This window comes from Kitasatospora cheerisanensis KCTC 2395 (assembly GCF_000696185.1).
GTDB lineage: Bacteria > Actinomycetota > Actinomycetes > Streptomycetales > Streptomycetaceae > Kitasatospora > Kitasatospora cheerisanensis.
On sequence record NZ_KK853997.1, the window covers coordinates 1,252,606 to 1,275,883 of the forward strand.

26 protein-coding genes and 1 pseudogene are annotated in these 23,278 nt (G+C 74.7%); 15 read left to right on the plus strand and 12 right to left on the minus strand.

From position 1 onward, the window contains the following. The first annotated feature begins 38 nt into the window (after positions 1-38). The 3 genes from KCH_RS40975 to hemC all read left to right on the plus strand — a co-directional run bounded on the left by KCH_RS40975 (position 39) and on the right by hemC (position 1,725). On the plus strand, positions 39-209 hold the full coding sequence (locus KCH_RS40975; protein WP_157031908.1) for a hypothetical protein: 171 nt from the start codon (positions 39-41) through the stop codon (positions 207-209). Between the two features lie 102 nt (positions 210-311). Then, positions 312-803, plus strand: coding sequence for an NUDIX domain-containing protein (locus tag KCH_RS36865; protein WP_051652770.1), 492 nt, complete (start codon positions 312-314; stop codon positions 801-803). Beyond that, complete coding sequence (gene hemC / locus KCH_RS05550) at positions 754-1,725, plus strand: hydroxymethylbilane synthase (protein WP_035859645.1); 972 nt, start codon at positions 754-756, stop codon at positions 1,723-1,725. The genes KCH_RS36865 and hemC overlap by 50 nt, the downstream gene beginning before the upstream one ends. A gap of 48 nt (positions 1,726-1,773) precedes the next feature. Here the strand turns inward: hemC and KCH_RS05555 are convergent, their stop codons facing one another. Both KCH_RS05555 and KCH_RS05560 read right to left on the minus strand, forming a co-directional pair. After that, positions 1,774-2,424 (minus strand): ABC transporter ATP-binding protein, encoded by a 651-nt coding sequence (locus KCH_RS05555; RefSeq protein ID WP_035859648.1) that lies wholly within the window; start codon positions 2,422-2,424, stop codon positions 1,774-1,776. Next, positions 2,421-3,533 (minus strand): ABC transporter permease, encoded by a 1,113-nt coding sequence (locus tag KCH_RS05560; RefSeq protein ID WP_035859650.1) that lies wholly within the window; start codon positions 3,531-3,533, stop codon positions 2,421-2,423. The genes KCH_RS05555 and KCH_RS05560 overlap by 4 nt, the downstream gene beginning before the upstream one ends. Positions 3,534-3,639: 106 nt before the next feature. Here KCH_RS05560 and KCH_RS05565 point away from each other — a divergent pair, with 106 nt between their 5' ends. Both KCH_RS05565 and KCH_RS05570 read left to right on the plus strand, forming a co-directional pair. Continuing rightward, a complete protein-coding gene (locus KCH_RS05565) occupies positions 3,640-4,233 on the plus strand; it encodes a TetR/AcrR family transcriptional regulator (protein WP_035859652.1) in 594 nt (197 codons plus the stop codon). Positions 4,234-4,250: 17 nt separating this feature from the next. Next, the gene (locus KCH_RS05570) at positions 4,251-5,222 is read left to right on the plus strand and encodes a phosphotransferase family protein (RefSeq protein ID WP_035859655.1); all 972 of its coding nucleotides are present in this window, start codon (positions 4,251-4,253) and stop codon (positions 5,220-5,222) included. A 6-nt stretch (positions 5,223-5,228) separates the two neighbouring features. On the opposite strand, the gene KCH_RS05575 is transcribed toward KCH_RS05570, so the two are convergent. Then, positions 5,229-6,656, minus strand: a complete 1,428-nt coding sequence (locus tag KCH_RS05575) for an FtsW/RodA/SpoVE family cell cycle protein (protein WP_051652771.1) — start codon at positions 6,654-6,656, stop codon at positions 5,229-5,231. Between the two features lie 152 nt (positions 6,657-6,808). Between KCH_RS05575 and KCH_RS05580 the strand changes: the two genes are divergently transcribed. From KCH_RS05580 to KCH_RS42320, 4 genes are all read left to right on the plus strand, one after another. Continuing rightward, on the plus strand, positions 6,809-7,759 hold the full coding sequence (locus KCH_RS05580; protein ID WP_035859658.1) for a cytochrome c oxidase assembly protein: 951 nt from the start codon (positions 6,809-6,811) through the stop codon (positions 7,757-7,759). 139 nt (positions 7,760-7,898) lie between these two features. Beyond that, entirely contained in the window at positions 7,899-8,291 is a 393-nt protein-coding gene (locus tag KCH_RS05585; RefSeq protein WP_035859662.1) for a DUF302 domain-containing protein, read from the plus strand. Between the two features lie 135 nt (positions 8,292-8,426). Then, complete coding sequence (locus KCH_RS05590) at positions 8,427-10,595, plus strand: MMPL family transporter (protein WP_035859665.1); 2,169 nt, start codon at positions 8,427-8,429, stop codon at positions 10,593-10,595. 30 nt (positions 10,596-10,625) lie between these two features. Beyond that, a complete protein-coding gene (locus tag KCH_RS42320) occupies positions 10,626-10,796 on the plus strand; it encodes a hypothetical protein (protein WP_167574006.1) in 171 nt (56 codons plus the stop codon). 59 nt (positions 10,797-10,855) lie between these two features. On the opposite strand, the gene KCH_RS05595 is transcribed toward KCH_RS42320, so the two are convergent. The 3 genes and pseudogenes from KCH_RS05595 to KCH_RS47060 form a co-directional block, all read right to left on the minus strand. Continuing rightward, positions 10,856-11,515, minus strand: coding sequence for an HhH-GDP family DNA glycosylase (locus KCH_RS05595; protein WP_035859669.1), 660 nt, complete (start codon positions 11,513-11,515; stop codon positions 10,856-10,858). Between the two features lie 97 nt (positions 11,516-11,612). Next, a complete protein-coding gene (locus tag KCH_RS05600) occupies positions 11,613-12,308 on the minus strand; it encodes an HAD family hydrolase (protein WP_035859672.1) in 696 nt (231 codons plus the stop codon). A gap of 425 nt (positions 12,309-12,733) precedes the next feature. Then, positions 12,734-13,581 (minus strand): annotated as a pseudogene (locus KCH_RS47060) (ADP-ribosylglycohydrolase family protein); the annotation flags it as partial. Positions 13,582-13,736: 155 nt separating this feature from the next. Between KCH_RS47060 and KCH_RS05610 the strand changes: the two are divergent. Both KCH_RS05610 and KCH_RS05615 read left to right on the plus strand, forming a co-directional pair. Further along, positions 13,737-14,528: a phytanoyl-CoA dioxygenase family protein gene (locus tag KCH_RS05610; RefSeq protein WP_051652773.1), complete on the plus strand. Its 792-nt coding sequence runs from the start codon at positions 13,737-13,739 to the stop codon at positions 14,526-14,528. 133 nt (positions 14,529-14,661) lie between these two features. Then, positions 14,662-14,871 (plus strand): hypothetical protein, encoded by a 210-nt coding sequence (locus tag KCH_RS05615; RefSeq protein WP_035859674.1) that lies wholly within the window; start codon positions 14,662-14,664, stop codon positions 14,869-14,871. Between the two features lie 33 nt (positions 14,872-14,904). Here KCH_RS05615 and KCH_RS05620 read toward each other — a convergent pair whose 3' ends face one another. Next, positions 14,905-15,648, minus strand: coding sequence for an SOS response-associated peptidase (locus tag KCH_RS05620; protein ID WP_035859678.1), 744 nt, complete (start codon positions 15,646-15,648; stop codon positions 14,905-14,907). Positions 15,649-15,709: 61 nt separating this feature from the next. Next, the gene (locus KCH_RS05625) at positions 15,710-16,681 is read right to left on the minus strand and encodes an aldo/keto reductase (RefSeq protein WP_035859681.1); all 972 of its coding nucleotides are present in this window, start codon (positions 16,679-16,681) and stop codon (positions 15,710-15,712) included. Between the two features lie 259 nt (positions 16,682-16,940). Here KCH_RS05625 and KCH_RS05630 point away from each other — a divergent pair, with 259 nt between their 5' ends. Continuing rightward, positions 16,941-17,510, plus strand: coding sequence for a (2Fe-2S)-binding protein (locus tag KCH_RS05630; protein WP_244305180.1), 570 nt, complete (start codon positions 16,941-16,943; stop codon positions 17,508-17,510). Between the two features lie 19 nt (positions 17,511-17,529). On the opposite strand, the gene KCH_RS05635 is transcribed toward KCH_RS05630, so the two are convergent. Both KCH_RS05635 and KCH_RS05640 read right to left on the minus strand, forming a co-directional pair. Beyond that, positions 17,530-18,633: an EstA family serine hydrolase gene (locus KCH_RS05635; protein ID WP_035859685.1), complete on the minus strand. Its 1,104-nt coding sequence runs from the start codon at positions 18,631-18,633 to the stop codon at positions 17,530-17,532. A gap of 104 nt (positions 18,634-18,737) precedes the next feature. Further along, the gene (locus tag KCH_RS05640) at positions 18,738-19,514 is read right to left on the minus strand and encodes a helical backbone metal receptor (RefSeq protein WP_244305182.1); all 777 of its coding nucleotides are present in this window, start codon (positions 19,512-19,514) and stop codon (positions 18,738-18,740) included. 275 nt (positions 19,515-19,789) lie between these two features. On the opposite strand from KCH_RS05640, the gene KCH_RS36870 reads away from it, so the two are divergent. Further along, positions 19,790-20,293, plus strand: coding sequence for a hypothetical protein (locus KCH_RS36870; RefSeq protein WP_051652774.1), 504 nt, complete (start codon positions 19,790-19,792; stop codon positions 20,291-20,293). A 133-nt stretch (positions 20,294-20,426) separates the two neighbouring features. Here the strand turns inward: KCH_RS36870 and KCH_RS05650 are convergent, their stop codons facing one another. Further along, positions 20,427-20,780 carry an ATP-binding protein gene (locus KCH_RS05650; protein WP_035859687.1) on the minus strand — a complete coding sequence of 118 codons (354 nt, stop codon included), beginning with the start codon at positions 20,778-20,780 and terminating at the stop codon, positions 20,427-20,429. A 146-nt stretch (positions 20,781-20,926) separates the two neighbouring features. On the opposite strand from KCH_RS05650, the gene KCH_RS44050 reads away from it, so the two are divergent. Further along, positions 20,927-21,154 carry a hypothetical protein gene (locus KCH_RS44050; protein WP_035859689.1) on the plus strand — a complete coding sequence of 76 codons (228 nt, stop codon included), beginning with the start codon at positions 20,927-20,929 and terminating at the stop codon, positions 21,152-21,154. A 46-nt stretch (positions 21,155-21,200) separates the two neighbouring features. Here the strand turns inward: KCH_RS44050 and KCH_RS47620 are convergent, their stop codons facing one another. Further along, positions 21,201-22,853: a PucR family transcriptional regulator gene (locus KCH_RS47620; RefSeq protein WP_482793288.1), complete on the minus strand. Its 1,653-nt coding sequence runs from the start codon at positions 22,851-22,853 to the stop codon at positions 21,201-21,203. On the opposite strand from KCH_RS47620, the gene KCH_RS05665 reads away from it, so the two are divergent. Continuing rightward, positions 22,734-23,168, plus strand: a complete 435-nt coding sequence (locus KCH_RS05665) for an SsgA family sporulation/cell division regulator (protein ID WP_035859692.1) — start codon at positions 22,734-22,736, stop codon at positions 23,166-23,168. The genes KCH_RS47620 and KCH_RS05665 overlap by 120 nt on opposite strands. The last annotated feature ends 110 nt before the right edge of the window (positions 23,169-23,278 follow it).

Genomic DNA, 23,278 nt, shown 5'->3' on the forward strand with positions numbered 1-23,278 from the left:
GCGGGGCCCACCCGGTCACGACTCTGTGAAGGACCTCAATGGGTATTCGAGGCCAGCGCACCAAGCAGGCCACCACGAACAAGGTGGACCAGAAGGCCAGCGAGAACCAGAACAAACAAGCGTGCGGCCGCCGGGAGTTGCATCAGGCGTTATACGACAAGACGCGCCCCGCATCCGAGCCCGACGGCGACGACAAGAGCGCGGCGTAACGCGCTCCCACCTCCCGCCCCGGCCGTTGCCACCTCTCCGGCCGAGGCGGGCATGTCCGTTCGATCCGAGGGAGTGAGATGAGCAGAGCCCCCGGACACCCCGTGACGTCCTACGTGCTGTGCACCGACCCCGCGTCGCGCCTGCTGATCGTGCAGGCAGCCGGGATCGGCACGTGGCACCTTCCCGGCGGCGTGGTGGAGATAGGGGAATCCCCGCTCGACGCCGTTCGCCGCGAGACGCGGGAAGAACTCGGCCTGGAACTCCACCTGTTGTCCGATGACCTATTGGGGATCGAGTGGGCCCAGGGCCGCCGCGAGGGCGCCAGGAACCGAATCGTGTTCCTGTGGTCCGGGCCGATGCTCAGCAGCGCTGACACTGATCAAATCGCATTGCAGTCAGGAGAGTTGACGGCGTGGCGCTGGGCCGGTCCGGATGACGCCCGCCGACTGCTCCACCCCTCGGTTGCTGCCCGGATCCGGGCGCCTCTCCAGTGGCCCGGAAGCGTTACCTATCAAGAGACCCGAACCGAGAGGACGGCCCGCCATGACGACGGCCGAGTACCCCGCCAGGACGCTGCGGATCGGCACCCGTAGTTCGCCGCTCGCCCTCGCGCAGGTGGACATGGTGATTGCGGCACTTCGGGAGCACGTCCCCGACCTGGTGCCCGAGGTGGTGCCCGTGACCACGGAGGCCGACCTGTGGCAGGGCGACCTTGCGCAGCTCGGCGGCAAGGGCCTGTACACCAAGCAGATTGACGCCATGCTGCAAGCGGGTGCGGTGGACATGGCCGTCCACTGCGTGAAGGACGTGCCCGGCGACGTGCCATTGCCCAAGGGCCTGGTCTTCGCCGCGTACATGGAACGGCCGGACGTACGGGACGTGCTGCTGTTCCCCGAGGGGTCCGAGTACCGCACGCTGGCCGACCTCCCGCCGGGCGCGGTCATCCTGTCGTCGGCCGTCCGCCGCAAGGCGCAGATCCTGCGGGCCCGCCCCGATCTCAAGGTGGTGCGGGTGCGCGGCGCGATCGGCAGCCTGCTGGAGAAGCTGGACGGCGTGAAGAAGATCGACGTCCACGCGGACGGCATGATCCTCGCCGTTGCCGGACTCGCCCGGCTCGGCATCGAGCGGTCCGGCTACGTGCTCGGCATGGACGAGATGCTGCCCGCCGTCGGCGCGGGCGTCCTCGGGCTGGAGTGCCGCCAGGAGGACCACGCCACGGCGGCGCTGCTGGAGAAGATCAATCACCCGAGGACACAGCGGGAGGTGACCGCGGAGCGCGTCTTGCTGCACAACCTGCGCGGCCACTGCAACAGTCCCATCGCCGCATACTGCACCACCGAGGCAGACGGACAGATGTCGCTGCGCGGCATGGTGTTCGACCGCGAGGGCAGCAAGTTCGCCAACGCGATGATGTGGGACGAGCACCAGGGCGACCCTGCCGTCCTCGGCGCCCGCGTCGCCGCCGAACTCCTCCGCCAGGGCGCGCGGGAGATCATCGCCGGTATCCCGCACTGACCGACGGCGCACCGGCCCCGTTCGCACGAGCAGTAGCGCTGTTCGCCCTCACATCGAGATCGTCGCCCCCGCCGCGTCCACCACCACCGGGTCGTGGGTCGCCACCAGCGCCGCGCAGCCACGGGCGGTCGCGGTGCGGGCGATCAACTCGGTGAGGGCGCCGGCCTGTTCGCGGTCGACGGCGGCGGTGGGTTCGTCGATGAGGAGGAGCTCGGGTTCGAGGAAGAGGGCCCGGGCGAGCGCGACGCGCTGCCGCTCGCCGCCGGAGAGCCGGTCGGCGCGGTGGCGGAGCCGGTGCCCGAGGCCGACCTCGGTGAGCGCCGCCTCCGCCGCGGCGCGCAGCCGCCCGGCGGGGCGGCCCGCGACGGAGGCCGCCGCGAGCAGTTGTTCCACGGCGGTGAGGCCGCCGAGCAGGTTGCCGCTCTGGAACATGTAGCCGATCCGTTCGCGCCGGGCCCTGGCCCGTTCGCCGTCGCCCAGCGCGGCCAAGTCGGTTCCGCCGAGCAGCACTTGGCCGCTGTCGGGCCTGAGCAGGGCGCCGGCGACGGCGAGCAGGGTGGACTTGCCGGAGCCCGAGGGCCCGACCAGGGCGGTGAGGACGCCGGGCCGGCAGGCCGCGTCGACGTTCCGCAGCACGGGTGTCCTGGCGTCGCCGTGGCCGAGCGAGACGGTGATGCCGCGCAGGGTGAGTGAGGTCATCGTCCGGCTCCCAGCATGGTCATCGGGTCGGCGGTGGCGACCCGTCGGAGGGTGAGGGCGGCGCCGGCGAGGGCGGCGAGGGCGACGGCGCCCATGGTGGTGGTGAGGGTGGACGCGGGGAGGCTGAACGGGACTTCGGCGCCGACCAGCAGTCCGACGGCGGAGGCGAGGGCCGCGCCGGCCAGGGTGCCGCCGAGGACGACGGCCGCGGCTTGGGCGAGGGTGTGTCCGAGGAGCCGGCGCCGGGAGGCGCCCATCGCGCGGAGCAGGGCGAGTTCGGGCTGCCGCTGGACGGTCCAGACGCCGAAGAACGCGCCGACCACCAGCGGGGCGATCAGGTACAGGAAGAACTGGATGGACGTCATGGTGACGCGTTCGCCGGTGTAGCCGGGCGCGGCGGCGTACGCGTCGGTGAGGGCGACGGTCCGGGTGCCGAGCTCGCGGTCGGCGGCGGCGAGGTCGGCGGCGGAGGCGGCCCGCAGGGCGATCGCGCTGTACTGCTGCGGGAGTTCGGCGGCGGGCGTCTTCGCGCCGGGGGTGGTGAAGCGGATCCGCTGCCAGGTGCCGAGGGTGGTGTACCCGGCCGGGACGTGGCCGTAGGAGGCGCGGTCGGTGATGCCGGTGACCTTGAGGGCGATGCCGAGCCGGTCGACGGTGAGGGTGTCGCCGATCGCGACGCCCTCGTCGGCGAGCTTCCGGGAGATCACCAACTGGTCCTCGCCGCCGAGGCGTTGGCCTTCCGCCGCGCCGGGGTCGAGGAAGGAGCCGGGTTCGACGCCGAACGCGGCGAGGTCGACCTCGGTGTGCCGGTCGGTGGTGCCGCGGGTGATGGCGACGCCGAGCGGGGTGGCCCGGACGCCGGGGCGCTGCTGCCAGCCGGTGAGGGTGTCGGCGGGGACGAGGCTGCGGGCGAACTGGTCGGACTTGGCGTCCGGGGAGAACGCCAGGTGGGTGGCGGGCAGGCGGCGGAGGGCGGAGACGGTGTCGTCGCCGAGTCCGGTGGTGAACCCGGAGACGATTCCGACCAGGGCGGCGACCAGCAGGACGACGCAGCCCATGAGCAGGAAGCGGCCGCGGGCGGCCTTGAGTTCGAGCAGGGCGAGGTACACCGTGCTCCTTCCGACGGGGGACAAGATGGGGACAGTGCGTCCCCAAGATAGAACATGGCGACGCGGCGTCCCCAACCTGGGGTGGCGGCGCTCCTAGACTGTCGGGGTGCCGAAGATCAGTGCCGCCACGGTCGCCGACCACCGCGCCCAGCAGCGCCGGGCCCTGGTCGCGGCCGCCCGTGCGCTGCTGGAGAGCGAGGGCGGCGCCGCGGTCACCTTCGCGGCGGTCGCCCGCGAGGCCGGCCTGGCGCGCAACAGCGTCTACAAGTACTTCGCGGACCGCGCCGACCTGCTCTCGGCGGTGGTGCGGGAGTCCGCGCCGCGCTGGACCGAGCGGATCGCCGCCGCGATGGCCGCCGCGACCACCCCCGAGCAGCGGGTCGCCGCGTACGTCCGCGCCCAGTGCGAGCTGGTCCGCGACGGCGAGCACCGGATCGCCCGCGCACTGGCCGGCGACCGGGACGCCGCCGCGCTCCGCGCGGCCGCCGGTGACGCGCACCGCGAGCTGCTCACCCCGCTGGTCGCGGCGCTCGCCGAACTCGGCGACGACACCCCGGAGTTCACCGCACAGCTGATCCAGGGCCTGGTGAACGCCGCGGTCACCGCGCTGGAGTCGGGCGCCCCGTACGGGCCGACCACCGCGCGCGCCGCCGCGCTGGCCGTCGCCTCCCTCACCGCCCTGCGGCCGTCCGGGAGTTGACGCGTAGTCTGCTCCCCATGAACCGGAGTGCGGACACCGAGGACGTCGACGGCGCGAGCTGGGCGGCGACCCGGGCCTGGGCGGAGCGGGCCCTCCCCCCGTCGGAGCGGATCGAGAACGCGGAGCGCCTGCGCGGAGGGTGGACCTCGCAGATGCGCCGCCTGGACGTCTCGGGCCCGGACGGAAAGCGCTCGCTGGTGCTGCGCTCCTTCGTGGACGAGTTCTTCGTCCAGCACGCCGAGGGCCTGCTGACCCGCGAGGCGCGGGTCCAGGACCTGCTCGCCGGCGCGGGCGTGCCGGCCGCCCGGCCGCTGGCGGTCGACGCCACGGCGGAGCACTGCGACCACCCCTCGCTGCTGATGACCCTGCTGCCCGGGACGGTCCGGCTGGCCGACCTCGGGGCGGACCGGCGCGCCGACCTGCTGGCCCGTCAACTGCTGGACATCCACCGGGTGCAGGTCGACGAGCAGAGCCGGCCGCGGGCCTACCAGGCGTGGACCGGGCCCGAGCGGGTGCGGGTGCCGGAGGCGACCGGGCGCCCCGGGCTGTGGCGGCGCGCGGTGGACGTCATCCGCCGCGAGCCCCCCGCCCACCGGCCGTGCTTCCTGCACCGGGACTTCCACCCGGGGAACGTCCTGTTCGACGGGGAGGGCGCGGAGCTGCGGATCAGCGGCGTCGTCGACTGGGTGGAGACCTCCTGGGGCCCGGCCGACCTGGACGTCGCGCACTGCTCGACCGCGCTGGCCCTGCTGCACGGCGTCCCGGCCGGCATGGAGTTCGTCGACCGCTACGTCGCGGCGGGCGGCGCCCCGGCCGAGGACCCCGCCGCGCACCTGTACTGGCGGCTGCTGGACGCGCTGGCCTTCGCCCCGGACGCGGAGAAGGTCGCCGCCCCCTGGCGGGAGCTGGGCCGCACCGACCTGACGCCCCGGCTGGTGGCCGCCCGGCTGGAGGACTACCTCCAGGCCCTGCTGGAGCGCTACGCCTAGAGAGCGCTACGCCCAGCGGGCCTGGGCCGGCCCGCGCCCGCTCCGCCCCGGCGGCGGAGCGGGTTCCAGCTCGGCCCGGCCGGCCGCGTCGGAGAGCTTGATCAGCACGGCCGTGAGCAGCCAGTTCGCGGTCAGCGAGGAGCCGCCGGCGGCGAGGAACGGCAGCGCCTTGCCGGTGAGCGGGATCAGCCCGGAGACGCCGCCGACGACCACGAACACCTGGAGCGCGACGGCGGAGGCCAGGCCGGTGGCGAGCAGCTTGCCGAACGGGTCGGTGACGGCGACGGCGGTCCGCAGGGCGCGCTGCACGAACAGGCCGTACAGCAGCAGGACGGCCATGCCGCCGGCCAGGCCGAGCTCCTCGCCGATGGTGGTGAAGATGAAGTCGCTGCGCCCGGCGAACCCGATCAGGAACGGCCGGCCCTGGCCGAGTCCGCTGCCGAGCAGGTGGCCGCTGCCGAGGCTGAACAGCGCCTGCGCGGGCTGCTCGGAGACGATCGCGGGGTCGTGCACCGGCTCGTAGTAGTCCAGCGGGTGCAGCCAGGCGGCGACCCGGCCGTGCACGTGCGGCTCCAGGTCGCCGACCACGGCCGCGCCGACGACGGCCATCAGCAGGCCGATCAGCACCCAGCCGGTGCGTTCGGTGGCGGTGTAGAGCATCACCACGAACACCCCGAAGAAGATCAACGAGGTGCCGAGGTCGCGTTCGAAGACCAGCACCAGCAGGCTGACCACCCAGATCGCCAGCACCGGGCCGAGGTTGCGGCCGCGCGGCAGTTGCAGGCCCCACACCTTGCGGCCGGTGAGCGCGAGCGCGTCCCGGTTGGCGGTCAGGTAGCCGGCGAAGAACACCGCGATGGCGACCTTGACGAACTCGTCGGGTTCGAAGGAGAGTCCGCCGATCCGGATCCAGCGCTTGGCGCCCAGCACGTCGCCGGGGAAGAACGCGGGCGCGGCCAGCAGGATCATCGCGCCCGTCATGGTCAGGTAGACGTACTTCTGCAGCAGCCGGTGGTGCTTGACCACGACCAGCAGCACCACGGCGACGGCCGTGGCGATCACCGTCCACTGCACCTGGCTGGGCGCGGCGGGGATCTTCTGCCAGTCGCCCTTGGCGGCGTGCCAGATCGCGTACGAGTGGTCGAGCCGGTCCAGCAGCACCAGGCCGAAGCCGGTGAACAGCACCGCGAGCGCCAGGATCAGCGGGTCGGCGTACGGGGCGAACCGGCGCACCGCGAGGTGCAGGACGAGGGTGAGGGCGGTCAGGCCGGCGCCGTAGGGCAGCAGGCCGGGCGGCAGGGAGCCGCGCAGGGCCAGGCCGGCGGATCCCCAGCCGGCCAGACACACCGTCACCGCGAGGGCCAGCAGGCCCAGTTCGACGTTCCGGCGGTGCGCGGCGTGACGCCGGCCCGCGCTGCGCGCGGCGAATGTCAACCGGGCCCCCCAACTCGGCGGTTTCTACATGCGTGTAGAACTTTGTGGTCGGATCCTCGCACGGACCCGACGCTGCGACGACGCCGGGTGCCCGCCACCGGTTCCACCGGCGGGCGGCGCGGCCGGATCCCGTCCGAAGGAGAGCCACCCCCATGCCACACTCCGCGGCCGTCCCCTGGCACTGGTCGGCACTGGCCGACACCTGGACCCTGGAGCCGGCGGTCGCCGCGCTCACCGTGCTGCTGGCGGGCGGCTACCTGGTCGGTGCGCGCCGCCGCGGCGGCTGGCCCTGGTACCGCACGGCGGCGTTCCTGGGCGGCCTGGCGGTGTGGGTGTGGACCACCTGCTCGGGCCTCGGCGCGTACGAGCGGGTGCTGTTCACCGACCGGGCCGTGCAGCTGGTGCTGCTGCTGATGCTGGTCCCGCTGCTGCTGGCGCTCGGCGCCCCGGTGTCGCTGCTGGCGGACAACCTGCCGGCGGCGGGCCGCGCGCGGCTGCGGGCGGCGCTCGGCGGGCGGGTCTCCCGGGTGCTGATGTTCCCGCTGGTCTCCACGGTGCTGCTGATCGCCCCGCCGTGGCTGCTGTACTTCACGCCGTGGTACGGGAAAACGCTTTCCAGCACCGCCGGGAACATCGGCTTCCACCTGCTGCTGGTGCTGCTCGGCCTGCTGTACTTCTGGCCGCGGCTGCAACTGGACCCGGTGGCGCACGCGTACCCGCTGCTGATCGGCGTGGTGATCGGCTTCGTCGAGGTGGTGTTCGACGCGGCGCTCGCCCTGGTCCTGCTGTACGGCGGCCACGTGGTCGCCGAGCCGTACTACGCCTCGCTGGCCCGCGACTGGGGCCCGTCGCTCGCCCGGGACCAGTTCGTCGGCGGCAACGCGATCTGGATCCTCGGCGACCTGGTCGGCGTGCCGTTCCTGGCGGCGCTGATCCGCCGCCTGATCGTCACCGGCCGGGCCGAGACCGCGGCCGTGGACGCGGCACTGGACGCCGCCGAGCAGGCCCGCACGGTCGCCGCCGCGCACGGCGAGGAGCCTCCGGCGGGCGAGCGCCCGTGGTGGCTGGACGACCCGAACCTGCGCCACCGCTACGGCGGCTGACCCGCGCCGGCGGCGGGCCGGCCGGCACTGAGACGGAGGTCACCCGCCGCGCCCGGGAATGGACCTCCCACCGGCCGGGTTCCAACCGACGTACGCTGAAATACCCAGGGGGGTATCGACCGGAGAGGCTTGGGACGACATGACCGACGACTTCACCGCCACACTGACCGGCATCCCGTTCGCGGACGCCGCCGACCGGGTCCGCGCGGCGCTCGCCGAGCAGGGCTTCGGCGTCCTCACCGAGATCGACATGACGGCGACCCTGCGCGCCAAGCTCGGCGTGGAGCTGGAGGACTTCCTGGTCCTCGGCGCCTGCAACCCGCCGATCGCGCACCGCGCGCTGGAGGTGGACCGCCGGGTCGGCCTGCTGCTGCCGTGCAACGTGGTGCTGCGCGCCGTGGACGGCGCGGTGCGGGTCGAGGCCATGGACCCGCAGCTGATGATGCAGTTCACCGGCCGGCCCGAGCTCGCCGAGGTGGCCGACCAGGCCGCCGTGAAGCTGCGCGCCGCGATGGCCGCCCTGACCGCCTGACCCCACCCCCGGCAGGGGCGTCCCCGGACGCCCCCCGTTCGCCGCACCCCCTGGCCCCCGCCTGCGTCCGCATATACCCCCCTAGGTATTACCCTTGGATCGGCGGACCTCCCGCCCGCTTGGAGAGAAACACCCGTGAACCGCTCCGCCCCCGCGCCGGCCGCCCTCGCCCCGGCCGCCGCAGCTCCACCCCGGCCCGGGTTGCTCGGCCGCCTCGGCCTCTGGTCGGTCCACCACTTCAAGACCGTGCTGGCCGGCTGGCTGATCGTGGTGATCGGCCTCGGCGCCTTCGCCCCGCAGGTCACCTCCGCGCTGTCCGGCGCGGGCTGGCAGGCCAACGGCTCCGACTCGGTGAAGGTCCGCACCCTCGCCGAGGAGCACTTCGCGGGCAACGCCTCCTCCGCGATCCAGATCGTGGTCTCCGCCGACCGCCCCGTCGGCGACCCCGCCGTGCAGCAGGTGGTCGACCGGGCCGCCGCGCTGGCCGCCGCCGACTCCCGGATCTCCACCGTCGTCCCGCCGCAGCCCGGCGCGACGATCAGCCAGGACGGCCGCACCGCCGTGCTGCTGGCCGGCGCCGCCGCCTCGCCGGACGACATGGTGCGCGCCGCCGACGATCTGAAGGAGCCGCTGCACGCACTGTCCGGCGGCGGCGTGGACGTCACCGCGACCGGCGCGTCCGTGCTGTGGAGCGACTTCAACACCGCCAACCACGACGCGATGATGAAGTCCGAGATCATGTCCTGGCCGGTGACCCTGGCCATCCTGGTGCTGGCCTTCGGCTCGCTGGTCGCCGCCGGACTGCCGCTGCTGCTCACCATGGCCGGCCTGGCCGCCTCGGCGGGCTCGCTGGTGCTGATCAGCCACCTGTTCCCGGTCTCCATCTGGGCGATGAACTTCGCCATGATGTTCGCCCTCGCACTGGGCATCGACTACGCGCTGTTCCTGGTCGTCCGCTTCCGCGCCGCCCGCGCCAAGTCCGAACGGGGCAGCGACAGTTCACGGGCCGTCGCGGAGACCATGGACACCGCCGGCAAGGCCGTGCTGCTGTCCGGCGCCACCGTGCTGGTCAGCCTGTCCGCCGTGATGCTCGTCCCGTCCCCCGCGTTCCGCTCGATGGCCGGCGGCATCATGCTGGCCGTGCTGTTCGTGCTGGCCGCCACCCTGACCCTGCTGCCCGCCGTGCTCGGCCGGCTCGGCCACCGGGTCGACGCCCTGTCGCTGCCGTGGGCCAAGCGCGAGGCGCAGACCTCGCCGCGGTTCCGGGCCTGGGGCGAGCGGCTGTGGAAGCACCCGCTGCGCTGGGGCGCGCTCGCCCTGGTCGCACTGCTGGCGCTGGCCGCGCCGGTGATCGGGCTGCGCACCGCGATGCCGTCGATCAACGTGCTGCCCGAGGACGCCAGCGCCCGATCCGGCTACACCGCCGTCCAGCAGGCGTTCGGCGACGGCGCCCCCGGCACCCTGCAGATCCTCACCCCCACCGACCAGGCCGCGGCCACCGCGCAGACCGTCGCCGCCACCCCCGGCATCGCCGGCGTGATGCCCGCGATGCCCGCCGCGGACGGCGCCGACTGGTCGATGATCCAGGCCGTCCCGTCCGTCGACCCGTCCGACCCGCAGCTCGGCCACACCGTGGACACGCTGCGCGCCGAACTGCCCGACCACACCCTGGTCGGCGGCGCCTCGGTGGAGAACCTCGACCTGCAGCACCTGCTGACCGAGAAGACCCCGCTGGTGATCGGCGTGGTGATGGTGCTCGGCTTCGTGCTGCTGCTGTTCGCGCTGCGCGCCCCGCTGATCGCGGCGCTCGGCACCGCGGCCAGCCTGCTGTCCACCGGCGCGGCCTTCGGCGTCGCCCGGCTGGTCTTCCAGGACGGCCACGGCTCGGGCCTGCTGGGCTTCACCCCGCAGGGCTTCCTGGACGGCTGGGCGCCGGTGTTCTTCTTCGCGATGATCTTCGCGATCGCGATGGACTACACCGTCTTCCTGCTGGCCTCGGCGAAGGAGCAGTACGAGCGCACCGGCGACCCGCGCAAGGCGATGGTCGGCGCGCTGGCCCACTCCGGCCGGGTGATCTTCGCGGCGGCCGCCGTGATGGTCGCGGTGTTCTTCACCTTCGCCATCTCCGGCCCGCTGCCGCCCAAGGAGATGGGCATCGTGCTCGGCGTCGCCGTGCTGCTGGACGCCGCGCTGGTCCGGCTGGTGCTGCTGCCCGTGCTGCTCCGGCTGACCGGGCGGGCCGCCTGGCACACCCCGCGCTGGCTGGACCGCATCCTCCCGAACATTCCGTTCTCGCACTCCTGACACCCCCTCACCCCGGAAGGACCCACCACCATGTGTCGTCGCGTCACCTGCAAGACCTGCAACAAGCCCTCCTACGCCGGCTGCGGCATGCACGTCGAGCAGGTCCTGGCGGGCATCCCCAAGTCCCAGCGCTGCTCCTGCACCCTGGCCGACAAGGCCGCCTCCGGCTCCTGGCTGAACCGCCTGTTCGGCCGCGGCTGACGGCCCCCGCACCGAGCGCCCCGCCCACCGTCAGGGCGGGGGCGCCCGCGCGTCCGGGGTCAGACCGGTGCGGTCTCCGCGCTGTCGGCGAGGATCCGCTCGACCATGGCGGGGTCGAGGGCGGCCCGGACCAGGGCGTCGGCGAGCCGGTGCAGGTCGGCGGGGTCGACCAGGGCGGCCAGTTCGGCCGGGTCGGCGGGCAGCCCGAGGCGCTCGGCGCCGGTGAGGGCGCGGGCGTCCACGGCGGGGCGCAGGTGCGGCCAGACGGCCTGGGCCTCGCGGCAGAACGCGGCGGCGCCGGCCGGGCCGATGCCGGGGAAGCGCTGCAGCAGGGCCCGGGTGCGTTCGGGGCGCCCCTGTGCGGCGGCGGCGAGTTTTCGCAGGTCGCCCCCGTATTCGTCCTGGGCGAGCCGGGCGCACTCGCCGAGCCGGGTGGCGGTGCCGTCGGCGAAGTGCTGGTAGCGGCCGGCGATCAGCGCGTCCTTGCGCTGCTGCCAGTCGAGTTCCAGCGTGCCGGCGGGGGTGCCGGCGCCGGCCGCGACCAGCGAGGCCGTGCCGGTGACGGCGATGTCGGCCTGGATGCGGGCCGACACCAGGTTGCTGAGCATCAGCAGCTGCCAGAGTTCCGCGGGCCGGTCGGCGATGTCGATGCCCGCCTGTTCGGCCAGCGTCGTTCCCGCCTCCGCCACCAGCACTGCCACCCGCCGTCGTGCGTCCATACCGGCCTCCCTCAGTCGCTTCGCTGACGAACCGTCAGCCTCCGGGCCGACGGTACGCGGAGCTGGGCCCGGGCCGCCCGCACCACGCCGGACGGGTTCAGGCCAGCAGCGCGGCGACCTCGGTCAGCGTGCGGACCCGGGGGACGGCGGTGCTCGCGCCGGTGGGCTCGCGCTCCAGCCAGATGCCGAGCAGGCCGGCCTCGGTGGCGGCCTGCGCGTCCACGTCCAGCCGGTCGCCGACGTAGGCGGCGCGTTCGGGGGCGACGCCGAGGGCGCGGCAGGCCAGGTGGAAGATCGCCGGGTCGGGTTTGGCGCAGCCGGCCTCGGCGGAGGCGGTGGTGGTGTGCGCGGCCAGTGCGCCGAGGCCGACGGCGTGCAGCTTCTGCCGCTGCATGTCGCCCTCGCCGTTGGTGATCACGCCGAGCCGCCGGCCGGCGCCCAGTTCCCGTACGGCGCGCGGCACTTCGGGGTAGGCCCGCCAGGAACGGCGGTAGCGGCGGAGGTAGCCGGCGAACCAGGCGTCGGCCCGCTCGTCGGGCCACTCCCCCAGGCCGAGGTGGCGGGCCAGGCCGGCCGCCCGGACCCGGCGCATCTGCTGCACCGTCAGTTCGCCGGTCAGGTACCGGTCGTACTCGCGCTGCTCCAGTTCGCGCCAGAACCGCAGCACGCCGTCCCGGTCCAGCGGCTGTCCGGCGAGTTCGGCGGCGGCGCCGGCCAGCACGGCGGCCTCGGCGGCGCCGTCGTGGTCCAGCAGCGTGCCGTCGAGGTCGAACAGCACCACCTCGATCCGCATCCCGCTGCTCCTCCGCCGTCCTGCTGGGAACGTTCAGCCTACCTCCGTCACCAGGGGCCGGAGGGTTCGCTGCCCCTGGTCTGGATGGTGCCTTCGAGCTCCAGGATGTTCGACAGCAGGGTGCCGCTCCGGTGGGCGCCGTTGTAGTACGCGGGATGGGCCTCGACCTCGGCGGCGACGGCCCGTTGGCCGCTGCCCTCGGGGGCGACGCGGACCGCGAACGCCTGGTGGCCGGAGACCGCGAAGTGCAGGCGGAGGACGCCCTCCTCGGCCCGGGCCACCCAGCGGGCCGCCCGGTACCCGGCCCGGTAGCGGTTCCACTGCTCCTCGGTGAAGTGCATCCGGCCCAGGAAGGGGTAGGACCGGGGCAGCCGCATCGGGGTGAGGTGCGGCAGTGCGGGCGGGATGCTGCCGGGGGCGGGGAACGCCCAGTCGGGCAGCGGTTCGCGGGCGGCGAGCCAGGCGGCGGGGATGCCGCCGCGGCCGCCGGTGCCGGTGCGGGCGGCGACCACGCCGCCGGTGATCGCGGCGACGGTGTCCATGTCTCCGCCGCCGCTGATCGCGGAGCGGACGGCGGTCGGGTAGTCGTCGAGCCAGCGGGCGGCGCACCAGAGGGCGAACGGCACGGTGTCGAGGGCGCTGGTGCGGCTGCCGTTGCCGAGCACGGCCGCGACCTCGCGGGCGTCGGTCCGGTCGAGCAGCGAGACCGCCCGGTGCAGGCCGTCGTGGACCACGCCGTACGGGGTGAGCCGGGCGACGGCGCGCAACCAGGCTGCGGGGCCGAGCGGTCGGGTGCGGCAGCGGACCGCGAGGGCGGCGGCGACGGCCACCGCGATCGCCCCGTCCACGGCGTCCGGGTGGGTGTGGGTGATCACGGCGGTGGCGGCGGCGGGCCGACCACGGCCGCGGGGTCGTCGGCGTACGCGGCGCCGAGCGGCGCCACCCGCATGGCCGCGCCGTTGCCGAACGAGCCCTGGCCGTCGAAGAGTTCGGCCGCCAGCCGGGGGGCGTCGCCGCCCTCGCGGATCAGTCGCAGCAGGCGGTTCGCGGCGGGCCCGTAGCCGCGGTCGAAGTCGTGGCGGACGGCGAAGGCGTGGGTGAGGTCGTAGCTGTCGACGGCGCCGCGCTCGGTCTGGGCGGCGTACACCGAGCAGGCCATCTCGGTGTCGTCGGTCCACGGCCACGGGCCGGGCGGTTCGGTGCGGGCGGCGAAGTGGGTGCGGGCGGTCTCGGGGACGAAGAACTGGGCGCCGAGGGCGTCGCCGACGGACAGGCCCTGGAGGGGGAGTCGAGCGCGGGCCCGACGTGCGAGAGCGGAACGTTCATATGGCCACCACCGAAGCGCGCGGGGTGTCGCCGCGTCAAGTCGCGTTCTCCCTCGGTTTATTCGTTTGCCGGGGTCGGGTTCCCGGCCGACAATCCGTCCTCATGGGTGCCGTTCTTTCGCAGCAGCAGATCGAGGCTTTCGTCACGGACGGCTTCGTCCGGGTGGAGCGCGCCTTCGATCCCGAGGTGGCCGCCGAGTGCCGGGAGTTCCTGTGGCGGGAGATGGGCCTCGATCCGGACGACCCGGCGGGCTGGACGCAGCCGGTGGTCCGGCTCGGCGGGTACGGGCAGGAGCCGTTCCGGCGGGCCGCGACCTCCGAGCGGCTGCACGGCGCGTTCGACCAGCTGGTCGGCGAGGGCCGGTGGAGTCCGCAGCCGTGGCTGGGCACCTTCCCGGTGCGCTTCCCGCACCCGGACGAACCGGGCGACGACGGCTGGCACCTGGACGCGAGCTTCACCCCCGAGGGCGAGCAGGGCTACTGGCTCAACCTGGTCTCCCGCGGCCGGGCGCTGCTGATGCTGTTCCTGCTGTCCGACGTGGACGAGGCGAACGCGCCGACCCGGATCAAGGTCGGCTCGCACCTGGACGTGCCGCGCCGGTTGGAGCCGGCCGGCGACCAGGGCGTGGAGATGTTCGCGTTCTGCGCCGAACTCGACCGGGCCGGGCTGCTCGACCACCCGGAGCGGGAGACCGCGCTCGCCACCGGCAGGGCCGGTGACGTGTACCTGTGCCACCCGTTCCTGATCCACGCCGCGCAGCCGCACCACGGCACCGAGCCGCGCTTCCTCGCCCAGCCGCCGCTGCTGTCCGGCGCGGACCTGGTGCTGGACCGTCCCGACGGGGCGTACTCGCCGGTGGAGCGCGCCGTCCGGCTCGGCCTGGGGCGCGGCTGACCGCCCCGGGGGCCGCCGCGCGCCGCTGAACCCCGCACGAGCTGCTGAACTTCACTGAACTGCCGTCGCGCCGCCCCGTTCCGGGGCCGCTTGCTGCGAGGATCGGCAGCGAACGTCGGGGAAGGGGAATCTCATGACCGGTGCGGTGCTGGTGGTGGTGCTGCTGCTCGTGACGGGCGGCTGCGTCTGCGTGGTGTGGGCGGATCGCGGCGGGCCCGGCTGGGTCCGGGCGGTCTCCCGGGTGACGCTCGGCCTGGGCGAGTTCGTCCGGCGGGACGCGCGCCGTCGCCGGCGGGAGGATCGCCGGCGGATCCACGACGCCGGACTGGGCGACGGCGGCTGACGCCCCGTCAGCCGCCCTTCCCGAGCCGGCCGGTCAGTCGGCCAGCCCGAGCGGGTCGGGGGCCTCGGCGAGCAGCCGGGGCCCGTTCTCGGCGACCCGGTTGACGGCGGTGGGCACCGCCCGGACCCGGATGTTGCCGTCCGCGGGGCGGTGCAGCAGGTGGTGCAGGTCGGCCCGGTCGGAGTGCGCCGGGTCGAGCCAGCCGTCCAGGTCCGCGCGGGCGATGGTGAGCGGCATCCGGTCGTGCACCCGCCCGGCGCGGTCGGTGGCGTCGGTGGTCAGGATGGTCGCGGTCGCCAGCCAGGCCGCCGGGTCGTCCTCCGGCAGGCTCGCGTCCCGCCAGAACTCGTACAGCCCGGCCATCAGCATCAGTTCGCCGGTGCTCAGGTAGTACGGCTGCTTGTACGCCTTGCGCCCGTCCGCCGCCGGGACGGGCCGCCACTCGTAGTAGCCGTCGGCGGGGATCACGCAGCGCCGGGCGGCGAAGGCCTTGCGGAAGGCCGGCTTCTGGTCGACGGTCTCCGAGCGGGCGTTGATCATCCGCGCCGCGCCGGACCGGTCCTTCGCCCAGGACGGCACCAGGCCCCAGCGCAGCGGCCGCAGTTGGCGCACCACCTCGCCGGTGTCGTGGTCGACCCGCTCCAGCACCGCCGGGACCGGGTCGGTCGGCGCGACGTTCCAGCTCGGCGCGAGCGCCTCGGTGGGATCCCAGCGCGCGACGTCGAGCAGGGCGACCAGGTCACCGGGTTCGGTGGTGGAGACGAAGCGACCGCACATGCGCCCCACCCTGCCACCGAACCCCGACAACCGCACGCACCCCACGCGGCGCCGCAGTGGCTCAGGAGTAGAAGTTCCGGTCCCAGCGGTGCCCGGCCAGGATCTTCAACTCGCCCTCGGACAGCGGCACTCCGTCCCCGACGGCGGCGTTGCGCTGCACGTTGCGCACCGAGCGCATCCCCGGGATCACGGTGGACACCGCCGGGGCGCTGAGCACGAACCGCAGCGCCGCCTCGGCCAGCCCGTCGGTGCCGATGCCCAGGTCGGCGGCGATCGCGGCGGCCCGCCGCTCCACCTCGGCGAGCCGGTCGCCGCGGAAGTAGCGCTGCCGGAAGTCGCCGTCCGGGAACACCGTGTCGGCGGTGAGCCGCCCGGTCAGGCCGCCCTCGTCCAGCGCGACCCGGACGATCACCCCGACGCCGTGCTCCTCGCAGGCCGGGAACAGCTCCTCCAGCGGCGACTGGTCGAAGACGTTGAAGATCACCTGTACCGCGTCGACCACCCCGCTGCGCACCAACTCGACGGCGGTGTGCGGCTCGTGGTCGTTGACCGACACGCCGAACAGGCCGATCAGGCCCTCCTGCTTCAACCGGCCGACGGTCTCCAGCCAGTCGCCGCGGCCCAGCCACTCGTCGTGCCAGACGTGGAACTGCACCAGGTCGAACCGCTCCAGCCCGCTGACCCGCAGCGAGGTCTGCACGCTCTCCCGGATGTGCGCGCCCGGGAAGGTCTCCGCCGGGTCCACCCCCGCCCGGGCCGGCCACTGCCGGTTCAACGGCGGCACCTTGGTCGCCACCCGCACCTGCTGCCCGGCCGCGGCCCGCTCCCGCACCACCTGCCCGACCAGCCGTTCGCTCTCCCCGTAGCCGCGCGCGGTGTCGACGAAGTTCACCCCCAGGTCGATGGCCCGGTGCAGCGCCGCCAGCGACTCGTCCTCGCGCGCCCCGATCCACCCCGAGGCGCCGATCCCCCAGGCGCCGAACCCGATCTCCGAGACCTCGATCCCGCTGCGCCCCAACGTCCGGTACTCCATGGGCCGTTCCTCCCGGTCTCCGTGGTGGGTGTACGTCCTTCGCCCGCGACGATAGGCGGCGCGGGCACCCGGTGGCCAGAGCCTCCGGGGTCCGGTAGCGGACATCCGCGCCCGCCCCGCCCGACCTGCGCCGGGCTACACTCCGCGCCATGACCGACCGACCGCCCTGGCCGCGCTGGGCCCCTACTTCGCCACCCGCACCGGCACCCCGCCCGCCGGCTTCCGGCCGCTGCGCGAACTGTCCGCCCCGGACGGCCCCTTGACGGGACGGATCGACGAGGTCGCCCGGGTGCTGCGCACGGACGAGCCGCGGGTCGCCGCGTCCACCGCGCACCTGGGCCTGGCGGCCCGCCTCTGGTCGGTCGCCCTCGGCACGGTCGTCACCACCGGCCGGCTCCCCGACCTGGACGGCGCCCGCTTCGCCCTCCCCCCGCAGGGCCCGTTCGACCTCTGGCTCCCCGCGGAGCCCGGTCCCGAGGCCTCGCCCGCCGCCCTGCACGCGCTGGTGATGACCCGTCAGCTGCACCCGCTCGCCGACGCCGTCCGCGCCCGCACCCCCCTCGCGGCGGGCCTGCTGGCCGGCAACGCCGCCTCCGCGCTGGTCGGCGCCGCCCGCCAACTCGGCACCGTCCCGTCCCTGCGCGCCCCCGCCGCCGCGCTGGCCCGCGCCCTCCTCGCCTTCCCCGACCTCGCCCCCACCGGCGCCCCCACCCCGCCACCCCGTCCCCTCGCCTTCCGCCGCACCTCCTGCTGCCTCTACTACCGCACCCCCGCCGGCGGCCTCTGCGGCGACTGCGTCCTCCCCCGCGCCCCGAAGCCCCGGCGCTGACGGGGAAGTTCACCCGGGCTCAGCCCGCGACGGCCTCCGCCACCAGCGCGCCGAGCCGGTCGGCCGTGGTGGCCGGGCCCGGGAAGAAGCGGTTCCGGGTCACGGCGAACGCGGTGCCCGTCGCGGTGTCGGCCCAGGCGGTACTGCCGCCCATGCCGGGCATGCCGAAGACGGTCGGGGTTCGCCCGGGGTCGGCGCCGGGGCGGCCGAGGTTGTAGCCGAGGGCCCGGGGGAGCGGAAAGCCGACCATCCGGTCGAGGTCGGCGGTGGCCAGGGCGGTGGCTTCCCGCAGCCGGGAGGCCGGGAGCAGGCGGACGCCGTCCACCTCGCCGAGCAGTGCCGCGTACATCCGGGAGACCGCGCGGGCGGACATCGTGCCGCCGGAGGGGATGTCGGAGGTGAGCACGGCGGGGTTGTTGCCGTAGGCGGCGCACGGGGTCACGGCGGGCGGGGTGGCCCTGAACAGCGGGAGGTCGGCGGGCATGGCCGCCAGCAGCTCGGCGGCGCCGGGCGCGTCCTCCAGCCTGGCGACCCGTCCGAGCGCGGACTCCGGTACGCCGAAGAAGAGTTCGTCGGCGATGCCGAGCGGCCCGGCCAGCTCCTCGCGGAGCACCCGGGAGATCGGTCGCCCGGTGGCCCGGCGCACGATCTCGCCGAGCACGTAGCCCCAGGTCACCGCGTGGTAGCCGGTCCCGGTGCCGGGCTCCCACCAGGGGACGGTGTCGGCGATCAGCGCGCACATGCCGTCCCAGTCGGCGAGGTCGGCCACGGTGAGGCCGGCGGGGACGGCGGGGACGCCGAGCGAGTGGGTGAGCGCGTGCCGCAGGGTCGCGCCGCCCTTGCCGTGGGCGCCGAACTCCGGCCACAGGTCGACGATCGGCTCGTCGTAGGCGAGCACGCCGCGGTCCGCCAGGACGTGCACCAGGGTCGCCGTCACGCCCTTGCCGGTGGAGGCGCTGAAGAACGGGGTGTCCGAGGTCACCGGGCGGCCGGTGGCCGGGTCGGCGAGGCCCGCGACCGCGTCCACTACCAGCTCGCCGTGCCGGTGGACCGCCACCTGGATGCCCGACTCCTGCCCGGATTCCACCAGTTCGTCGATGATCCGCTGCACCTGCTGCTGCATGACTGTCGCACCTCTCCGCTGTCCGGCGGCGACGCCGGTGGGCGCCGCTCACCCGACGGTCGGCGCCGGGGGCCGCGTTCTCGACATCCCCGCCAGGAGAGTTCTCAGCGCCGGGCGGCGAGTTGCGCGGTGAGGACGGCGGGCGCTTCGGCGAGCGAGGGCCCGTACCAGGTGAGGTGACGGCCGCTCAGCAGGGCGTACGGGAGGCCGGGGAAGGCGTCGGGCCCGTCGGTGTCGGTGAAGCGGTAGGGCTCGTCGGGCAGGGCCAGCAACTCCGCTCCGGACTCCAGGAGTTCGGGCAGTGGAACCGACGGGTACCGGCCGGGGTGGCCGGCCGTCAGGACGGTGACGCCCAGGCGGCGGAGCAGGTCGGCGGCGAAGGTGTCCGCGCCGAGGACCATCCACGGCCGCCGCCAGATCGGCACCACCGCACCCACCGCGGCCGCCGGGCCGGGCACCTCGGCCCAGGACTGCCGGGCGGCCGCCAGCCAGTCCGGCCGGGGCAGCCGGCAGGCGTCCACCAGCAGCCGGCGCAGCGAGTGGAGGGCCTGGTCGAGGTCGCGGATGCGGGTGGTCCACACGGCGGCGCCGCCGGCCCGCAGCGCGGCAAGGTCGGGGGCCCGGTTCTCCTCCTCGTTGGCGATCACCAGGTCGGGGCGGAGCGCGAGGATCCGTGGCACGTCGGGGTTCTTGGTGCCGCCGATCCGCGGGACGTCGAGGCCGGCGGGGTGGGTGCACCAGTCGGTGGCGCCGGCCAGCAGGCCGGGGGCGGTGACGGCGACGGCCTCGGTGAGCGAGGGAACCAGGGAGACGATCCGGCGGACCTCGCCGAGCCGTACCGGGTGGCCTTCGTCGTCCGTCAACTCGCGTGTCGCGCCCATGACTCCACGCTACCGCCCCCGTGACGGCCGGCCGGCCCGTCGTGCCCCGCACCGGCCGGGGCGGCGCGGTCCGGACGGGTCGCGGGCCGGGTTCAAACCGGCCGTAGAGCCACTGGAGCGTATACGGAGGGAAGTCCGGGTTCTGGTGATGCCGAGCCCCGGCGGCTGACCTAACGTGACTCTCGGCCCCGGCGATCCGGGGCGAATCCGCAGGCGGGCGCCCCCCTGTCAGACCCTCCCAAGCAGTAGTTCCGACTCAGCGAAAGTGGAATGACATGGCATTCGGAAAGATGCTCGCCGCCGTCGGCACCGTCTCGGCGCTGGCCTTCACGGCCGTCGGCACGGTCGGCTCCGTCGCGTACGCGAACACCACGATCAAGCCCGTCGCGCTGAACAACGCCCCGGCCATCGGGAACAACGCTCCCGCCCTCGGGGAGTCCGCGACCACGCCCGTCGTGACGAACAACGCGTCCGCGTCCGCGTCCGGGGAGACCGTGATCGAGGCCTCGGTCACCATGGCGAAGCCGTCCAACCTGCCGGCCGTGCACTCCGACGGGACGGTCACGAGCATCAGGCCGCTGAACCTCTCCTGCGGGAACTTCTCGTTCAGCGGGGCCAGCTTCACCGAGACCTGCAACGGCCCGCTCTGGCAGCCGTTCGTCGACTGTTCCGACGGCTACCGGTACGTGTCGACGGTCGAGTTCTCCGGCCTGTTCCGCGTGCGCCTGACCTGCCCGGTCGGCACGGCGGTCGGCGGCGGCGCCTACGACCTGTCGTAACCGCCGCAGCAACCCCGCTCGACGCCAACCGCGGTGCCTGTGGCGCGCGTTGGGGTGAGCGGTGCATCCGGGCCGCCGGCCCGCCCCCACCGGGGCGGCGCCGGCGGCCCGATCGCGTTCCCGCTCCGCCCGGTCAGCCGCCGTCGGCGAGCGGCAGCCGGACCACCAGCCGTGCGCCGGGCAGCCGACCGGGTGGCTCGGCCGTCGCGGTCCCGCCGAGGCTGTGGGCGATGGTGCGCACCAGGGCCAGGCCGAGGCCCGCGCCGCCGGCGGCCCGGTCGCGGGCGGTGTCCAGCCGGACGAAGCGTTCGAAGACCCGCTCGCGGTCGGCGGCCGGGATGCCCGGCCCGTCGTCCTCCACCGTGAGCCGCGCCCACCCGTCGGCGGCCGTGAGGGTGACGGCGACCCGGCCGTGCGCGTACCGGGCGGCGTTGTCGAGCAGGTTGCGCACCAGCCGGGACGGCAGCTGTTCACGGCCCGTCAGCACGGCGTCCGCGAGCTCGCCCTCGAAGAGCAGCGCCGGTTCGCCGAAGGCGCGTTCGGCGAACTGCTCGGCGATCAGCCCGTGCAGGTCGACGGTGCCGGCGGCGCGCTCGGGGCCGCGCTCGGTGCGGGTCCAAACCCTTCTCCTTCGTGGTGCTCACCGCCCGCCTCCGCGCCCTGCTGCGCCGCGGCGGCGCCGGCCGCCCCGCCGCCCTCGCCGTCGCCGACCTGCGGATCGCCACCCTCGACACCCCCGACGGCTTCCCCGTCTCCCCCGCCCAGGAACTGGCCGCCCAGGCCGCCCTCCCCGCCGCCGGCTACCACCCCGTCGCCCACGGCGGGGGTGTCACCATCTGGCAGTGGCGGCCGAACAGTTGACGGCGGGTGCGGTCGTCCTTCGCCCGCCGCCGGCCGCCGGGCGGGCTCACTCCAGCGGGTCGCGCACCACCTCGGGCAGGTGGAGCACGGCTTGCAGGGCGATGTACAGCTCGGCGGAGTCCAGGCGCCGTTCGAAGGAGCGCCCGGAGAGCTGCTCGATCCGGCGCAGCCGGTAGCGGATGGTGTTGGGGTGGCAGTACAGCAGCTTGGCGGCCTTGTCGGCGGAGCCGTCGACGGCGAACCAGGTGGACATGGTGGTGAGCAGCTGCTCGCGCTGGCTGTCCGGGAGTTCGATGACGGGGCCGAGCACCTGGTTGCCGATCCGGGAGGCGGTGGACGGCGCGGAGGCGACCAGCATCGGCAGCGGGTTGGCGTCGAACAGGGTGACCGTCTCGTCGGGGCGGGCCGAGCTGGCCAGCGCGACCTGGGCCAGGTGCAGGGCCTGCGGGGTCTGGTCGAGCCGGGTGTAGCAGGGGCTGACGCCGGCCCGGCGGACGGTCTGCTGCCGCAGCGTGTCGACGAGTTGGTCGATCGCGGCGGCGGCCCGCATCGAGACGATGCCGATGTGCGCGTCGGGGGTGAGCCGCCAGGCGGAGCCCATGTCGTGTTCGCGGAGCGTGGGTTCGATGTCGGGCAGCGCCTGCCGGGCGAGCCCGGGGGCGTGCGCGACGACCACGGCGAAGGTGCCGTCGTACGGGAGGGTGAGCATGTCGGCGGCCTCCAGCACGGAGCCGGGGTTGCCCATGCCGCCGCGCAGCACCACGTCCACCAGGGCCGAGCGCTCCTGGTCCCGACGGACCATCAGCAGGGCGGTGGCCCGGTTGAAGGCGTTCATCATGGCGGTGGTGGACTCCTCGTTGAACCGCCAGACGTCGGTGGCCATCTGCACCAGCTCCCCGCTGGTGGCGAGCCCGTGCCGGAGCGACTCGGCGGCCATGGTCTCCCAGAGGTGGGCGAAGCCGATCCGGAACGCGGACTGCACGGTCGCCAGCGGGACGCCCTGTTCGGCGCGCAGCCGCCCGGTGCGCCGGGGGCCTCCAGGCTGAGCCCCTCCTCGTGGGCGAGCCGGCGCAGGGTGAACTCGATGTTGCTGCGGACGGATTCGCTGAGGTCGCCGGCGGGCAGCGGCCCGGCGGAGCGGTAGACGCTCATGTTGTCGCGGATCCGCCGGACCGTTTCCTCGGTCAGCCACGGGAGTCGCTCCAGCAGGTGGCCGGCCAGTCGCGCGGCGGAATCCACCGGCGCGTCGGTGAGTCGGGTGCCCATGCGGTGAGCCTAGGCGGCGCACAGCGGCGCGTTCGCTCGGCGCGGGGGCGCAGGCGGAGCCGGGCACGCCCTCAAGTGCCACGACGGGCGACCGCCGCACGGACGTTCCACGGGTGAGCGCGGCGGCGCGGATTGACCGTGCGTCAGGCGCTCGGCTCAACGTTTTGTTGCGGCCCACAGGCGGGGCCGGGCCGGGGCTGTCGGCCGCGACAGCGTTGGTGCTCCGGGGCGCGTCGGGCGCACCGGGCGGCCCTACGCTCGGTGCAGTCCCGCCCGGAGCCGCCGGCGCGGACCGAGTGGAAAGGCACTCGCGATGGAGAGCCCCGCCGAGCTGTGCCTCGATCTGGTGATGGATCTGCTGCTGTCGCCGGAGGAGGCCTTCCCGGTCCCGGCGCGGCTGCGGTACTCCGTCGACGACCCGTACGCGGTGCACATCGCGTTCCACGTCGACGCGGCGCAGCCGATCGGCTGGTACTTCGCCCGGGAGCTGCTGGTGCAGGGCCTGCTGCGGCCCACCGGCCTGGGCGACGTGCGGATCTGGCCGACCGCCGCGGACGGCCGCCGCACCGTCACCCTGATGCTCTGCTCGCCCGACGGGGACGCCTTCCTGCAGGCCCCGGCGGCCCGGCTGGCGGCCTGGGTCCGGCACACGCTGCGCCTGGTCCCGCCGGGCAGCCCCGCCGAACGCCTCCGGGTCGACCGGGCCCTCGACGCCCTGTTCGCCGCCAACGGCGCCCCGGACGCCTGACGCCGCGGGCTCCTGCCACCGCGGGCGCGGCCGTGCGAACGGACCGTCAGCGGCACCGGCCGGCCGGGCAGTCGGGAGCCGTCGGGGCGGCCCGACGCGCAGAACCCCGG